The sequence below is a fragment of the Rhodococcus sp. I2R genome, assembly GCF_020889545.1.
In the GTDB taxonomy this organism is placed as follows: domain Bacteria; phylum Actinomycetota; class Actinomycetes; order Mycobacteriales; family Mycobacteriaceae; genus Rhodococcoides.
In genome coordinates this window covers 1-16,187 of the sequence record NZ_JAHUTG010000037.1, presented here as the reverse complement: position 1 = coordinate 16,187, position 16,187 = coordinate 1, and the positions used below count along the sequence as shown (strand labels likewise).

13 protein-coding genes are annotated in these 16,187 nt (G+C 62.1%); 11 read left to right on the top strand and 2 right to left on the bottom strand.

Features of this window, described 5'->3' with window-relative positions; all coding sequences use genetic code 11:
* Nucleotides 1–76 precede the first annotated feature (76 nt).
* The 11 genes from KVY23_RS23735 (at nucleotide 77) to KVY23_RS23685 (ending at nucleotide 14,634) form a co-directional block, all read left to right on the top strand.
* Nucleotides 77–1,804 (top strand): alpha/beta hydrolase, encoded by a 1,728-nt coding sequence (locus tag KVY23_RS23735; RefSeq protein ID WP_008709924.1) that lies wholly within the window; start codon nucleotides 77–79, stop codon nucleotides 1,802–1,804.
* 94 nt (nucleotides 1,805–1,898) lie between these two features.
* Nucleotides 1,899–2,363 carry a hypothetical protein gene (locus KVY23_RS23730; protein WP_230558418.1) on the top strand — a complete coding sequence of 155 codons (465 nt, stop codon included), beginning with the start codon at nucleotides 1,899–1,901 and terminating at the stop codon, nucleotides 2,361–2,363.
* Entirely contained in the window at nucleotides 2,360–2,743 is a 384-nt protein-coding gene (locus KVY23_RS23725) for a hypothetical protein (protein ID WP_008709928.1), read from the top strand. The genes KVY23_RS23730 and KVY23_RS23725 overlap by 4 nt, the downstream gene beginning before the upstream one ends.
* 663 nt (nucleotides 2,744–3,406) lie before the next feature.
* A complete protein-coding gene (locus tag KVY23_RS23720) occupies nucleotides 3,407–5,662 on the top strand; it encodes a P-loop NTPase fold protein (protein WP_008709930.1) in 2,256 nt (751 codons plus the stop codon).
* Between the two features lie 733 nt (nucleotides 5,663–6,395).
* Nucleotides 6,396–6,941 (top strand): DUF732 domain-containing protein, encoded by a 546-nt coding sequence (locus KVY23_RS23715; RefSeq protein WP_157225913.1) that lies wholly within the window; start codon nucleotides 6,396–6,398, stop codon nucleotides 6,939–6,941.
* Between the two features lie 581 nt (nucleotides 6,942–7,522).
* Nucleotides 7,523–8,137, top strand: a complete 615-nt coding sequence (locus tag KVY23_RS23710) for a hypothetical protein (RefSeq protein ID WP_230558417.1) — start codon at nucleotides 7,523–7,525, stop codon at nucleotides 8,135–8,137.
* A 32-nt stretch (nucleotides 8,138–8,169) separates the two neighbouring features.
* Nucleotides 8,170–9,681, top strand: coding sequence for a site-specific integrase (locus KVY23_RS23705; protein WP_206511543.1), 1,512 nt, complete (start codon nucleotides 8,170–8,172; stop codon nucleotides 9,679–9,681).
* A gap of 287 nt (nucleotides 9,682–9,968) precedes the next feature.
* The gene (locus tag KVY23_RS23700) at nucleotides 9,969–11,438 is read left to right on the top strand and encodes a hypothetical protein (protein WP_206511542.1); all 1,470 of its coding nucleotides are present in this window, start codon (nucleotides 9,969–9,971) and stop codon (nucleotides 11,436–11,438) included.
* The gene (locus tag KVY23_RS23695) at nucleotides 11,435–13,459 is read left to right on the top strand and encodes a hypothetical protein (protein WP_206511541.1); all 2,025 of its coding nucleotides are present in this window, start codon (nucleotides 11,435–11,437) and stop codon (nucleotides 13,457–13,459) included. The genes KVY23_RS23700 and KVY23_RS23695 overlap by 4 nt, the downstream gene beginning before the upstream one ends.
* A complete protein-coding gene (locus tag KVY23_RS23690; protein ID WP_206492266.1) occupies nucleotides 13,456–13,839 on the top strand; it encodes a hypothetical protein in 384 nt (127 codons plus the stop codon). The genes KVY23_RS23695 and KVY23_RS23690 overlap by 4 nt, the downstream gene beginning before the upstream one ends.
* Nucleotides 13,840–14,325: 486 nt before the next feature.
* Nucleotides 14,326–14,634 carry an alkylmercury lyase gene (locus KVY23_RS23685; protein WP_206492267.1) on the top strand — a complete coding sequence of 103 codons (309 nt, stop codon included), beginning with the start codon at nucleotides 14,326–14,328 and terminating at the stop codon, nucleotides 14,632–14,634.
* Nucleotides 14,635–14,692: 58 nt separating this feature from the next.
* Here the strand turns inward: KVY23_RS23685 and KVY23_RS23680 are convergent, their stop codons facing one another.
* Together KVY23_RS23680 and KVY23_RS23675 are read right to left on the bottom strand one after the other, a co-directional pair.
* Nucleotides 14,693–15,523: a DUF3703 domain-containing protein gene (locus KVY23_RS23680; RefSeq protein ID WP_206492268.1), complete on the bottom strand. Its 831-nt coding sequence runs from the start codon at nucleotides 15,521–15,523 to the stop codon at nucleotides 14,693–14,695.
* Nucleotides 15,520–15,897 (bottom strand): helix-turn-helix transcriptional regulator, encoded by a 378-nt coding sequence (locus tag KVY23_RS23675; RefSeq protein WP_206492269.1) that lies wholly within the window; start codon nucleotides 15,895–15,897, stop codon nucleotides 15,520–15,522. Before KVY23_RS23675 ends, KVY23_RS23680 begins: the two co-directional genes overlap by 4 nt.
* Between the last annotated feature and the right edge of the window lie 290 nt (nucleotides 15,898–16,187).

The window sequence follows — 16,187 nt, the reverse complement described above, 5'->3', positions numbered from 1 at the left end:
TGGCCTCAGCGGACAGTTACGAAGACACCGACCGAGCTTTTCGTGATCAGCTCGAGCGTCTGAACGGCGATCGTCGATGAGCGTAACGGTCTCCCAGGTTCGCGGCTGGAATCCGATTGCACTCGTCGATCTTGCCTCCGATCTTGCAGCGGTGAACGCAGAATTCGACGACTTGGTCAGCGACGTCGGCCGCGCCACGAAGGATGGGCTGAGCCAGTGGGAAGGTGACGCGGCAACAGCGGCATCTGCTCGAGCTTTGGCTGATCGGCTGGCCGCGACCCACCTCGTCACCGCCGTCGACAGTGAAGCAACCGAATTCGTTACAGCGGCAGGTCGACTGACCGAGGTGCGGACATCGACGCTTGCCGCAGTCGATGCTGCAGTTGCCGGCGGATTCACCGTCGCCGATGCAGGTTCGGTCACCGCCCCCATCTGCTCGACCGGCGACATCGTCGCAGACCTGTTGGTGCAGAGCAGTTTCGAGGAGCAAGCGCGTGTCCGCGAGGCCGCAGTGCGTTCTCTGTTGAACGCCGCAGCCGACGTCGACCGACAGTGTGCTGCCTCGCTGCAGCGCGCGATCGATGCCATCGCAGAGATCTCCGAGTCACCCGGTACGCCGGACCACTACAGCGACGGCGTCCGAAACATAGTCGACGGCAACGCATTTCTGCCGGATAGTCCCCACGAGCTCGCTCAGTTCTGGGACGGCTTGACGCCGGCCGAGAAAGACGGTCTCGCGGCCTGGGACCCCACTATCGGCAACCGGGACGGACTGCCGGCCGTGGACAAGACCCGCTTGAACGACGACTTACTGGTACCGATCACGGCAGCAGCGGAAAGCAATCTCGCCGCGATCGAAGCCCGTCATCCGGATTGGGCCAGAGGCGAGAACTTACCGCCGAGCGATGGGCTAATTACCGAAAACCAGCAGGCCCGTCACAAGGACTGGTTGGACTGGACCGACGAACGCGAGCAGGCGACCAGTGCGGTGGCGGGTTTTCACGAAGTACGCAACCAACTCGATAGCGACGACAGAGTTCCCAGATTCCTGATGACTATCGACGATCAGGGCCGAGGCGTGATTGCGCTGAACAACCCGGACACCGCTCACAACGTCGCGACGTACGTTCCGGGGACAGGTACCGAATTGTCGAAGATAGGCGGGGACATGACGCGGGCCGACCACTTACTGGACGAGGCCAACAAACTGTCACCGGGAAGCGAAAACTCGGTGATCATGTGGATGGGCTACGACTCTCCGCCCGGCTTGTCCGACGCCGCGCGGACAGCATTTGCCGACGCCGGAGCTCCGCGGTTGGACAGTTTTCAGGACGGGTTGCGTGCCGCGCACGACGGCCCTCCCTCGCACAACACTGTCATCGGTCACAGCTACGGCAGCACTGTCGTCGGGCATGCTATGAGCGACGGTGGCTCACTCGATGTCGACAATGTCGTGTTCGCGGGTAGTCCCGGGGTGGGGGTAAACAGGGTCGATGAGCTGGCGCTCGACGGGGTCGCTTCGGAACGGATGACCGATCACGTGTTCGCTACCGCTGCCCCGGCCGACCCGGTGACGTGGATCGGGGAAATAGCGCCCGCAGTAGCTCACGGCGCAGACCCGACCGGCGATGCGTTCGAAGCGACTGTCTTCGAGAGCGCACCGGGCAACGACTCGATCCACATACCTGTGCTGGGTGATGTCGGGTTCGACCCCGACTCGCACAGCAGCTACTTCGAGCCAGGCACACCGTCGCTGCGATCGATGGCACAGATCATCACGAACACGGGAACACCGAATGACTGATCGAACCGTCCAGGTCAAGCCCAGAACATCCCTCGCGATCGCACTGACTGGTGTCCTTCTCACAGTCGGGTGCACTCAGAACGGAGCAAATGACGTGGATAGCGCACTGTCGCAAGAGCAAGCCCAGAATCGAACGGTCGAAGTGCTGGGTCGCTCTCTCTCGGTATTGCCGACCGGGACACGGCTCGACGTCGAGAATCCGACATATCCGCAGTCGGATCTTTCCAGGGGTGGATTCGGACCCTGCTACGACGACAACACCATCGACTACGGGCCGCATCAATTCAGTGCCGGTTATTGGGTGGTCAGCGATGGGGCGCATCGAGGCAACCTCGAAGTGCTGGTGGCCAGCTGGGGCGAATGGGGCTGGACGATCGAAGACGACAGCAAGGACGGTGGTAAGACGGCGAGAGCAACGACACCGGATGGGTATCGAATAGCAGCCGAGCTGGGCACACCCGAGTATCTGAGCGTAACGGGGGTGTCGCCGTGCTTCGCAATCGAGACCGGGCAGACCCCTCCGCGCGCAGTTGCTCCTCCGGTGATCGAGCAGCGATGACCTACCGTCCCCAGGCTGAGGTCGAACAGCTCACGGTCAAGGCCGCTCGTGTTCACCAATCCCTGGTGCAGCTACGAGGCAGGGCGATATCTAGTGACGGCGACGTGACGATCGAAGTCTCTATCGACGGCCGCATCACCGATATGGTTGTTTCCCAATGGTTCTCGCAGGCAAGTCCAGGTAAAGCCTCCGCCGCGATCGTCCTAATCCACAGCGCAGCATTGGCCGACGTGGAAGCAGCCGCGGCGGAAATCCGGCGGGAACTGACCGAGGACTATCGGGTCGCCAGAATTGTGGATCGAATAGTCACCGAACGGCAGACGCGTCATGTAGACAACAACCCGGCCGATGACCGAAAGTCCATCTACGACAAATGGTAACGAGATCGACGGACTGTGTCATGCCACCGGCTCCCCGGGCCGATCATTTCCGGGTACAGCGTACGTGCACGGGTTCTCGTAAGACGTGCAATCCTCAAAGCTCTTCGTCGGTGACGGTGATTTCGTGTGTAGCGCGGGCGGCGTCCCTTCGCCGTAGTGGACATCCGGCCAGAACTGACGAGGGAGCTTTGACGGCGCTCATCGGGTGCTGTTCGTCCCAGCGAGAGCCGAGAAGCCTCGGTCAGAGCGTCGCACTCGCCGACTCATCAAGTTTTGCATCACGTGTACAACCTCGGCGAGCTATGACGCGAAGGGACCCGGAACGATCGCAGATCGTTATCTGCCGAACAACGCCCGCTCAATCACGCCGGATCAATACCGGACTCATCTCCGCAATCGGCGGCCAAGTCCAAATCGCGCGAGGACCTCTCAGACGGTCCATCGGCCGTCCACAGCGACCGGCGGTAGGCACATCGTGCCGAACCAGCGATCATCGAGCGTGCTCTACTGCGAAGGCACACTCCGCGCTGTTCACACGACCCACCACCACTCTGACGACGGAAAACCATCAAGCAGGCCCTGGCGTTCCATCCTTGTGGTTCATCACGCCGGGGTTGCCTGTTGCGGCAGAAGCTCGATATTCGGGTCTGCGATCATCGGGTGATGAACGCACCCGAGTCGTCGGCCGGTCCCGGTGAAGTGAAGATCAATCTCGATACTGAGATCAAGCTGATGGTCCATGACCGTCTCGATCGCAAGCAGTACGCTCGACGCGTTGCGCAACGAATTCAACAAGCTGGGACCGGGTCGAGTGTCGTCTTCGGGCTTGCTGGCCCATGGGGAACTGGCAAAACTTCGGTCCTCAACATGATCACCGAGGTGATCACCACAGAAAATGCGGACAGTTGGTCCGTCGTCGCTTTCACACCATGGTCGGCCGGTGACAGTTTGACTCTGGTCGAGGAGTTCTACCAGGTCATCGCAGGGGCGATGCCCACCAGTACCGAAGGCAAACGTGTGAGGCGAGCATTGGCGGCCGCTGCACCGGTGGGCAGCGCAATCATCAAAGCCGTTGGAACATCGGCAATCGAGAAGTGGATCGGCGAGGGAGGCGTTCAGGACGCATTACTGGCTGGGAAGGATGCGTTTGCGGAGAAGGTAGGCGACTTCACCGCCGCCATTGAGCCGAACCCATTTTCCGAACGCTTCAGGGCAGTCTCCGACGCTATCCAAGCAGCAGGAAAGAACGTCCTTGTCATCGTTGATGACATCGACCGGTTGCATGCCGACGAGCTTTTGTCGGTCATGAAGTCTGTCCGGCTCCTGGGGCGATTCGACCGAGTCCACTACCTACTCTCGTACGACGAAGAAACTGTGCTCGACGTGCTGGAAAAGACCGACCTGGCCTCGAACAACAGATCCCGGGCTAGAAGGTATCTCGAAAAAATCATCCAGTATCCCTTCGCGTTACCACCCATCCAGCAGGTGCATCTGGCAACAGAATTTCGTGAGCACCTCAACGCGATCATCAAGGCGCATAGCGTCATTCCTGCTACGAACAGCGTCACCCTCACCGACGAAGACGAAGACGAAGACGAAGACAATATGAACCGCGAGAGCATCCCCGACCTTCTGTTGGGAGTGCTACCGACCGAGCTGCTTACGCTCCGCAGCATCTATCGACTCTGCACTCAGGTCGACATCATGCTGACCCTGGTCGGTGGCAACAGCGAGCTGGACTTCTTCGACGCGACCGTCATTACGTTCATTCGACTTCACTATCCCGCGTTATACAAGCAGATCCCCCGTTGGCGGACAGAACTGCTCGGTTCGGGAACACCGACGATTGGAAAGAAGGAGGTCACTGCCGAGGAGAAGCAGGCTGAGGTCGCTAGGTACACAGATACAAAAGACGACTTCGAGAACAAGAGCGTGTACGTCCTGCTGGTCAGCCTCTTCCCTGACGCGCTTCCCCGGCCCAAAGGTTCCTACACACCCACACGGCACGCGCACTGTCAGATTCGCGACGCCAACTACTTCGCCCGCTATTTCGCTTTCGGCCTACCGGCACAAGACATCCGCGACAGCGACGTTCGCACCGACTTCGAGCGCCTGACCGATACCGGTGACTGGTCCTCGACCTCTATCATTCGAGAAGCCTTGCCGATCCAAGAGCGCAGACGGCTGGTTCGCGGCAAGATCATGCAACAACTCGATGTCATCGCTGACGCCAGTCCACAGATGTGTTTCAGTGCCGCCCATCTGCTTACGCGAGAGATCCCCACGGATGGTGCTGATCTCGTGTTCAGCAGGTGGTCCGAGGTTCTGTACGCACTGACAGGACACGCAATGTCGAGAGCAGAGCCTGACGCGGCACGAGACCTGATTAGCGGCTACCGCAACGAATTCGGCCTGTCCACCACTGCCGATGTACTCGCGCGGCCGATCGAACTTTTGGGCATCAACCAAGCCAAGGTGCTAGCCGCGACGTCAGAGATCCGCCAGCAGGTGCTCGAAAGATGCATGACGGATTTGACGACTGCCATCCCGAGAGACCAACGCGGAACGCACTCAATTCTCAGCTTCATCCACTACCTAGACGACGATCTGTGGCAACAGCTCAGCGAGCAGGCGCAAGCGCTACTACACAATGGCGACGTCTCCGTGTCCCTCGCCAGTCTGGGCGCGCGATTCGTCTCCATGTCCGAACGAATCGACAGCGACGGCAACCTCAAGGTCGTACACCACCGCTTCGAGTCCAATGATTTCGCGAAGCTCATTCCACGCGACCTCTGGAAGACTGATGAGCTCCCCATCGTCACACAAGCCGACTTGCGACCGGATGACACATCGCTTGAGAACCGAACGGTGTACGCCACGCTCGCTTTGCGTCAACTCGTCGACCGCGCTGAGAGCTAACACAAAGGCACGCGGTGCCCGGGCCGAGATTTAGCCCCATCAAGCCACGAACCTTGATCCAAGGATGTTTCGATATGTGGACGCTCCCGTCGCACACGGCCTTCTTGACAGCGTGTTGAACGTGTCCCCCCACCAGTATCTGAAACAGCACCCGGCCGCTGTGGGCACTTCTCATGAGCGCCGTCATTTGCCTTCGACCACAAACGAGAGGCCCCGGCACGCGTACCCCTTCAAACACCGACGTCGCCATGTAGAAGACGAAACCCAGCCTCGGACCCACAGGCTTGAATCGGCAGGCAGCACTCAGCGCGTCGAAAGATCGAAGCTACCGAGTGTTCTCGTATGAGATGTGCGTGCTGAGGTGGCCTTTTCGCGTAGACGCTGCGGGAAACAGAATTCTCGTTAGCAACCACGCGTTCATCGGGAGTGACAACGCAGCGAAGTAACGGAGGTGGACTTCGGTGTGCGATCGACGACTGTTCAGCGCCGCGACGCGCGAGGATCGATGGCTCACCTACCCAGTGCAGATGCGCAGTCGGCCACAGGGAATAAGACCGCGATCTGCCCTGATGAGCGTTTGAGCAGCCGACGCGGTCGGGCGAGGGGTCACGCGACTGGCGATGCCGCGAGATCGACCTCGGGGAACGACTGCACTCCGCTTCCGCCAAGGTAACGACGTGCAGCCGGAAGTCGATCAAACAGGTCGGGTCGGCATCCTCTCGGACGGAGAATTTTGAGCAAGGCAACGAACGACTCTCTCAAGCGTGAAATGGTCCTGGGTGGGCTATTTCTCGTGACCATCGCGGTAGTCTTGATCGTCGGCTCGAACTGGCAATCGATCAAACCTATCTTCGATGACCACCCGAGTTCGTCCGAGTTGGCTGCCAGCTCTTCCGAAATCGCGAAGAACATGGCGGATTATGCCGCAGCGGCGGCCGAATCGTCGGCTCGGCGGCCTGCACCTACGGCTCCCACTTACACAGCACCGTCGACCGCGGTCCCTCGTGCTTCGTCAGGATCTGGATCGTCTTTGGATGGTGCATTCGTGCAGACACTCATCGATTACGACATAAGCTTCTCGTCCTTCTCCCAGGCGGTGTCGACTGCGAAAACGACGTGCCGTGTTATTGGCGATTCGCCTGATCCCGGCGGCGCAATCGTCGCGGCATCGGAAATCGCCCAGCAGACCGGTGGCTACACGCGGGCGGACGCAAACGACTTCGTTGGAATCGCGGTCACCGCATACTGCCCCGAATACAATTCGTACGTTCAGAATTAGCGTTAGATCGCCCCGGACGGCTCCACACCCTGACGATTCAGAGTTCCTTGTTCAATTGACCGCCAGGGCTCTGGCCGTGACGCGTACAGGCTGACGAGCGTGGTGCTCACACCCAGCGAGAATCCCACCTCAGTAAAGTCAAAGACGTAATGAGGATGCGGGGCACGTAGCTATCGGCAATGTTCTCGCGCGACCCAGCCCCGGACGGCGTTTCCGTAACAACAGCACTATCGATACCGCTTTCAAGACCCCGGACCACGCGATCCGAACACACGCCAGATCGCGGCCACCAGCTGAAGTCGCCGTATATGCCGCAAGTGCCCCGGAAATCGGTCGCTTTTCGGCCGGACTACTTATCTGGCCACCGCCAAAGCGATTGAGCAAGCCGCCCACGTGATCAGGCCGCTAATTGGGTATTGGCAGACGGAGTCGGTGACACTTCCACCGCCGCCCAGTAGCTCGGCTACGCCATCAGCTGAAGCGCGGCGCGGATTTTGCGCAAGTAGCCAGCCGCCAGTTGTGCCCGATACGTTGTCGATGGACCTCGCGCGTCCACGTTTTACCCATAGGAGAGTACCGCTGTGTCCGATCTCGAATATCCGCCGACCGCACCGCACGTACCGAAGGGCCGACGGAAGTTGCCGTGGGTTACCGGCGCAGTGCTGTCCGTCTTGCTGATCGTCGGTTGCGTCGATCAGACGGGGACCACGGACAGCGCTGCGCAGGCCGCAGTGGTGACCTCCGCAACAACGACCGGCACCTCGATCGTCTCCACCAGCAGCTACGCGCCGCCGGCAGCCGCGAGTTCCGACCCGACGACACCCGGGCCGACACTAGATAACACGGACACCGTCACTGCGGCGCTGCGCATGCTGGCCACCCTGCCGATCAAGGGACGCGCCCCGAAAACCGGGTACGACCGAGACATGTTTGGCCAAGCCTGGACCGACGACGTCGACGTCGACGGTGGCCGCAACGGCTGCGACACTAGGAACGATCTTCTACGTCGCGACCTCATCGACATCACCCTCAAGCCGGGTTCCAACGGGTGCACGGTGCAGTCCGGCACCCTGGCCGATGTCTACACCGCCGCCTCCATCAGCTTCGTCCGTGGTTCCGACACCTCGAGCGACGTCCAGATCGACCACATCGTGTCGCTTATATCGGATCGCCGACTGTTGGGTGCTAAGATCTGAGCCATGCCCGACCGGTGGAGGTGCGAGTCCGAGTGAGCAACCATGCCCGAGTAATGCAGGTAGATCTCAGGCTCCTCGGCGCCAGCCAAAATCCAGCGCCCTGGCTCAGCGAGGCGGTCCAGGCAAACCGCCAGTGGACGCGACGCGGCACACCCCTGCACATCCCCTTGACTGCAGATGGCCACATGGACCCCGTCGTGGTCTCCTGGGCTCACCACTTTCACAACGAGCACACCGCCATGAACTACGCAAGTGATGTGGCGGCATACTTCGGATACCTTGGCGACCAGCGGGACGGACTCTCGTGGCTGGACGTCAGGCGCGGAGACGTGACTGCATACTTCCAGTGGCGGCGCACGGACGCCACAGTAATTCGGCGGGGGGCGATACAGCGAGGAGTGTCGGCGAGCACCATCGTGCGCAACCGCGCGGCGCTCATGTCCCTCTACGGTTACGCCGCCGATCACGATGCGGTGTCGTCGAACCCGGTCCCGACCGGCAACATCAACGTGACGCGTGGCCAGGTCCTGGCTGACGTGAATTGGCTTACGCGACGTGCGTACCAGCGCTGGCGAAGCGAGGCACTGCTCGGGGTGGGTGCCGCCCGGGCCGAGAGCATGGTCATGAGGGACCGCAATGCCGCCTACGCGGACCTTCTCTACAGCAGCGGGATGCGTCGCTCCGAAGCGGCGGGATTGCTCCTCGTTGAAGTTCCCACAGCGCAGATCACGAGTCGTCTCTTCAAGGGGCGGGTCCCCGGAGCCCTTTCGAAGAACAGCCCCGAGCGTGGCCGGATCTTCTACCTCGGCCGAGAAGTGCTGGCGACAATCAACGAGTACGTGTCCCAGATGCGCGTATTGGACGAGGCCGCTGGCCTGGCGTCCGGCGTCTACGAGGAGGTCCCCAATGCGCTGATCGTGCAGAGGGTATCCCGCCGGAATGGGCTCGCGACCAAAGTCACCGTGGACGACACCGAGAGCGGCGAGACCGTCCAATTCAACCTCGATGAGTTGGATTGGTCGCATCGGGCTCGGACGTTCGGTCTCGATTCGGAGGGGCGTCGACGTCCGCTGGCACTGTGGCTCGGACAGCACGGCCGTCCGCTCCAGCCCACGTCGTGGAATGACGTCTTCAGTGAGGCATCCGACCGGATGGCGGCCTCGTCCCGGGTGTCGCACGGTTCCCTGCAGATCGACGATGACGACTCGATCTACGTCCATCCACACATGCTGCGACATTCCTTCGCGCTTCACGTCTTCGCGCTGTCCGCGATGATGTCGTTGCGGCAGCAAGATCGAGTGAGTCAGGCGGGCCTCCGGAGCCTCATCGAGGAAGGCAATATCTGGCTGCGCGTGCAGAACCTCCTCGGGCACAAGAACCTACAGGTGACCAGAGACCACTACTTAGCACCAGTACTGGCTCTTGAATGGGACTGGTTCCTCGCGGCGACGGAGCAAGCCCCCACTCAACTGGACGAGGCCCTAGCGCTTATCGCTCAATCAGATGAGCGCGTCATCGACAGCCCGATCGGAGTCGGCAGTTGATCTGTTCATTCGATGGCCCGCTCACCTTGCGCCTTGCCGAATACCGCCGGCCAACCCACGATTTCGTGCTGCGCTTCGACACCCTGGATTGCGGTCCTGAGTTCCAGCGAGTGTTGGCCGTGCGTTTCAGCGAACTCGTCTCTGGCGATGGCACTTGGAACTCTAAGGCAACCGTCGAACTTGGGTTCCGCGCTGTCAAGGCGCTCCTACGCACGGTCCCCCTCGACCGGCCATCGGATCTGCAGGCTTCCCAGTGGAACTCATTTCTTCTGTCTATGAGTCCGTCGGTGCGTTCAGCCTACGGGCAGTCGGTGAAGGCCGTCCTCCGAGTTCTTCCGGGCATCACCGAGAGCGCCCTCCACGCCATCGAAACAGGATACGTCGGAAGATCTCCTGCTGAGGTCAGCGGTATCGTTCTCAGCGACGCCCAGATCGAGACTCTGCGCGCCACCTGCTTCGAAACCCTGCGGGCGGCCAAGGCCCGTGTTACCGCGTCATGGATGCTCGTCGACGACTTCCGTGCCGGACGCATCACACCGGATTCAGATGACTACCTTTACGCCCAGACTCTCGACGAGATCGCCCGGACCGGCGATATTGCCCGCCGCTACCCTTCGTCGCCTAGTCTTCGTGTGATTCCACCGACTGTGCTCAAGCGGCTGAATGGCAGCGCCACCAAACGAACGCCGTACCTGGCCTACAAAGCGCTGTATCTCACCGCAGGCGAGGGTGCCGCCGCGGTCATGGGCTTGACGATCACCTGTGGATGGAACCTCAGCGTGGCCCTGAATCTCACCACATCCGACATCAGTCGAGTCGACGCCCGTGATGGCAGCGAGCCGGTGCATCTCCGCGTCACCCTCACAAAACCCCGCCGCGGTGCCGTGAGCACTTGGTCCGAGACCTACTTCGACAACGGCGCCCGGTCTAAGGCGAGAATGATCATGATGCTGCTCGAGGCGACCGAAGGCGCACGGCGCACCTTGGCCTCCGTGGGGCACCCGACCGATGCGGTTCTAGTGGTCTTATCTGGCGGCCTCAACTCAGGACGGCAGACACCATCCGGCATCCCACTATTCACCCTCGCTGACGTACATTTGCGAACCGTTTTGGCCCATCTTGCCGGCTGGCGCAAGGACCACCCTGAACTTGACTTCGCCACAGCAAGGGCACTCCGCCACTATTTCGTGACCCAGGTCCATCCGCAAGGCCACACCGCCGCGACCAACACCGAATATGCCCTGCAGGACCCCCGAGTCCGTCAAGACGCACAGGAAGCTATCGCCGCCGGGCTCGAGGCCGCACTCGATGACGTGCAGGCACGTGTCACGTCCCGAGACTTCGCCACCGCCGCCGAAGCCCCGATCGCCGCCAACCTCGGTGTGCTCGATGCCCTCAATGCCGGCCATCGGGACACCGTCGCGGCAGCCTGCCAGGACCCCACATCGAACCCGGCGACGGGATCGCCATGTGAGGCGTCGTTTCTCACCTGCTTCGCCTGCAAAAATGCAGTCATACTCCGGCGCCACCTCCCTCGGGTCGTGGCTCTGCTCGATCATTTCGAGCTCCTCCGTGCGACGACGGATGAGCACACATGGTCAACCCGCTATCAGGCTCACTACGCCAGAATACGAAGCCTGACCAGCCCCGGACCCTACTTCTCCCCAGACGATCTCAAGCGGGCACGCGACACGGTCACCGCGGGTGACCGGAACGCCGTCGAACGACTAATGAGACGAGAGTGGGACACTCGATGACTCAGAGAAACGCGATGACCACCGGCCTGTCGAACAATCCGTCTGCGACCTTCCCCGACCGCGGCTCACGCGCGGTCGTGCCGTCCTCCTCCGCCCGCGTGTTTGCCACCCACGAACGCCGCAGCGACGTTACAGACCAGCCGATAACCGTATTCGCGGACGATGTGTGGCCGCTGCACCACATCGATCACGCGGACCACCTGGCATCGATGAATCTCAACTTCAATACGGTTCCCGAGCCGTTCAGGAACGCCACGAAGATATATATCTTCAACATCCTCAATACCCCCATGCTCCGCGCTAGCGCCAAGATTCGCCGGCGGATGATTTCGCCAGGATCAGTGCAGGCTGCCTACTACCGGCTCTGCGCTCTCACCCAATGGCTGTCGGCACGCGGGTACGAGCAGTTCGCCGAGATCACCACGGAAACCTGGGAGGAGTACGCGGCGGAGATCGCAGACTCGTCTTCCGGCCGCAGTTTCAAGGGCGCCATCCTCAGCTTCCTGTGCCGCATCTGGGTGCACAACATAGACCATCCCGGCCCGCTCCACCTGGTCCAACCACCGTGGTTCGACCGCGATCTCACAAACTGGATAGGCGACACCCGAGGCCAATACGAGAACCGAACCGAGCCCATCCCGCCGGACGTGATGGCCGATCTCCTGCACGCGAGCATGGCTCTCGTCGATGAGTACCTCAGTGGGGCCCTCGACTTGGGAAGCCAATCTGCCCGATGGAAGGCCCGACGTTGGGCGCAGGACAACGACCTGTCCGTCCCCGCTGGCAAGGGACAGGCCGTTACTCCGGAGCAATTCGCGGCCTTCAAGCAAGCTACCAATTATGTGCGGGCGTTCGACATCGGCGACGTGCGCACATCTGCGATGCTCATTGTCGGCTATCTGACCGGCATGCGCCCCAGCGAGTTATTGCACCTCGGACACGACTGCCTGGAAAGCACGGGCCCCCTCGAAGACGACCTGTCGAGCACCGCCAGCAGATACCGAATCTGGGGACGCACCTTCAAGAATGTGCTCGATGAGGACGGGCAGGCTGCCACCGCCGGTCGGCGGAGACAACAGCCCTGGATCACCATCGAGCCGGCCGCCCGCGCTATCGAAGCACTACAACTGATCAACCCCAACAGCGAGTACCTATTCGCGGTGGTCAAGCGAACACCAGACTGTGAGAGATCACGACGCGGCGCTCTGATTTCGACGACCATGGCCTCTGCTGGAATCAAGAGGTTGATCACGAAGTGGAACCAGCACGCCCACCGTGGCGACCGCTTGCCCATCCGATTGAAGGCGAGTAGCGAAGGAGCCGTGAATAGAGGCTCTTCCTTGGTATTCGACGACATCGAGAACGATGAAGTCGTCTCATTGAGCAGGCTTCGCCGCACCCTGGCCTGGCATATCGCAAACCAACCCGGTGGTGAAATCGCCCTCGGCATCCAGTACGGCCACCTTAGCTCCGTCACATCACTGGGCTACGCAGGACGTGCCGAATCAGGCTTCCCGGACGAGGTCGAATTCGATCGGCTGATGTCCAACTGGGACCGCCTTCAAGACCTGACGGAGGCATGGAGCCATGACGAGCAGATCAGCGGCCCCGCCGCAGACCGCCTTGCCGACGGGCTCAGCAGCTTCCAGGAACAGTTTGCCGGACAGGTTCGCAGCGAAGCCGAACTCAAGCGGTTCCGAAACAGCCGTCTGCACTTGATCTACGACAACCCGAACGCGCACGTCGTCTGCATCTACAACCCGAGCACGGCTGCGTGCCAGGTCGATCGCCCGCCCAAGGATGACGCCACGCAAACGCCCGATCTGACAAATTGTCAAAGCAACTGCCCCAACATCGCCATGCTCGATCAGCACGTCTCAGCGAAGGCAAGAGAGCGCGATGACCTGCTCGCTGAGGCCGAGTCTCTGCCCGAGCCACTTGCCATGCGCAATCGACAACGGGCAGAACTCCTGACGCGCCAGATCGGCAGACACCCTGGGAGGGAGGGGGAAGCCACGTGACCCGACGCGGGGATGACGCAGCTGAACGGGACGCACTGATCGCTGCGCTCGGACGACTGCTCGATGGCCAAGCGAAGAACAGTTCGGGAAAGCTCAGCGCCAAGGCCCTTGCGGAGGAAGCGGGTCTGGCGAGAACTTCCCTCACACACAAGCACACCGACATTCGTGATCTGGTCGCCCAGATCTCGAAGCAGATCGCTCCAGTGTCCGCAGCTCAGCAGACAGAGGAGACCTCCGCTGTCGCAAAACTTCGCCAAGATCTGGCTGCAGAGAGGGAGCTCAACGGCATATTGAGCACCCAACTCGCCGCCGCACTTCTCCGGCTGGAGCAGCTACCCGACCGCCATTTACGCCCCTTACGTGGCAGGGATGGAACTTAGCGCCAGGTTCCCGACACCCGGTGCAGTTCATTCGCGCGGGCGTCTCGGGTTCGTCCCGCACTCGACACGAGCAGGGCCACGCGAAATACTGCAGCAAGCAGGTGATGGGACTCGCCTCTGCCGCCGTAGCTCCCGCTGATAGTTCCTGGCCTGCGGCCAGGCGACTGCTATGGGCTCCGGCAACGACGTTGCCCTATTCGAGACGATGTTCTGGCTGCCGCCTGGCGGCACCGGAAACAGCATCGCCGCCGCATCATGGGCCGAATCGGCTGACCTACACGGCGACCAGGTCGGCATCGTGCTCGCAGCGCTGGCAGACGCCGACGTCGCCAGATACGCTGTTGGTTCACTTCGACGCGGCGGTTTGAAGCCAGGTCGCCCACCGAATCGGGCACATTCGTACCACCTGAAAAGTGCCGCTACCCATAACGGGTGCCGCAGGACGGCCCGATTGTCAGCGCACATAGCAAGGGGCAGGATCTAGGTATGAAGGTGGAGATTCTGTATTTCGATGGCTGCCCGAACTGGCAGGACGCGGCCGACCGGGTCCAGGCGGCGGCTGACACGGTCGGGTTGTCCGATGTGACGATCGGCTATCGGCGGATCGAGACAGAGGAGGAGGCTGCGGCGCTGCCGTTCGCCGGTTCCCCAACGATCCTGATCGATGGCACGGACGCATTCGCTGGGGCGCCGGCGGTGACCGAGTTCGCGTGCCGCGTCTACCCGACGGGGACCGGACTGGCCGGATCGCCCACCGTCGAGCAGCTGGCCCAGGTCCTGCGGAGCCGAATCTAGCTCGCAGAGTGTGAGAGCCCCCTGCCTTGGCGGGCGACGGTTCCCGTGAAGATACCCGCTAGGGCGACTGCGCCAGGATCACTGCCATCTCGGCCGAGAGGGGCATCGTCGTCATGAGCCCGGCACGGGTACGGCCGGTGTTGCCCTCGGGGTAGCGGCCGAGGGCCGAGCCGGGTGCGGCGACGACGATGCGAACGATCTTGGCCAACGAGTTGTCCTCGGCACCTGCCGTGACCTCAACCTCTAGGGCACCTGTGCCGTTGATCGATCCGGCGAACACCTCGGCCCCTGGCCCGGCCTCGACAGGCATCGACTCGCCTGTGATCGCCGAGGTGTCCAGGGCAGTGCGCCCGCTGCGGATGATGCCGTCGGTGGCGAGTCGCTCGCCGGGCTTGACGATCATCGTTTCCCCAAGCCACAGCTGCGCCGGGGCGACGGTCTGCTCGCGGCCGCCCCGCCGCACGGTGGCGGTGTCCGGGACGAGGGAGAGTAGGGCGCGCAGGCCGCGGCGGGTGCGGGCGACGGCATATTCCTCGAGGCCCTCGCTGATGGTGAACAGGAACGCGAGCATCGCGGCCTCGCCGACGGCGCCGAGCAGCACCGCGCCGACGGCAGCGATCGTCATCAGTGTGCCGACGCCGATCTTGCCCTTGGCCAGGCGTCTGAGTGTCGAAGGGACAAAGGTGTAGCCGGCGATCAGCAGCACTGCGGCCTGCAGGGTCAGCTCGGCCGCGGGCGGCCCGCCAGCCCAGGCGACGGCGTACCCGGCCACCAGCAGCACCCCGGCGATCACCGCGGCACGGATCTCGGTGACCTGCCAGAACCTCGCCGGCTCCTGCGCCTGGTCGGCACCGGGTTCGTCGGGGCCGCAGCCGCAGGCGTCGCTCACGACTGCTCTCCGGTATCGGTGCCGTAGTTCAGGCATAGCGCGACCGCGTTCCCCGTGGCGGCCAGCAGAGTCTCGGCGGAGGCGAGCAGGTCCATCAGCTCCGGGCGAGCGAGGGAGTAGAACACCTGCCGCCCTTGCGGCCGGCCCTCGACAAGGTGGCAGTCGCGCAGGCACGCCACGTGCGCCGATACCGTGGACTGGGCCAGTCCGAGTTCGCCCACCAGGTCCGCCACTCGGGCCTCCCCGTCGGCAAGACGGCGCACGATCGCGAGCCGTGTGCCGTCGGAGAGGCTGTGGAACAGCGCCACCGCGGCGTCGAGTTCGGTCCCCGCGCTTACCGCGGTTGGGCAACCGCCAATGTCTTTGATCGTCATAATGCGATGATAGTCATATGTAGCGATGATTGATACGTCGGGCCGCACCCGGGGGGCTACGGAGGCCGCCGGCGACCAATTGTCCTCGGTGCCCCCGTGGGCCGGCACCGCTCTACAAAAATCGAGAAACCACACCGAAGACGCGTTAGTAGAGATCCGCCCCCCATCTAGGGCGTGTCTCCCAATCGGCGTAGCCAGGTGAGAATTGCGCAGAGGGTGACGGCGGCGCGGTAGGTGATCGCGAGTTTGTCGTAGCGGGTGGCCAGCGCTCGCCATTGCTTGGCCAGAGC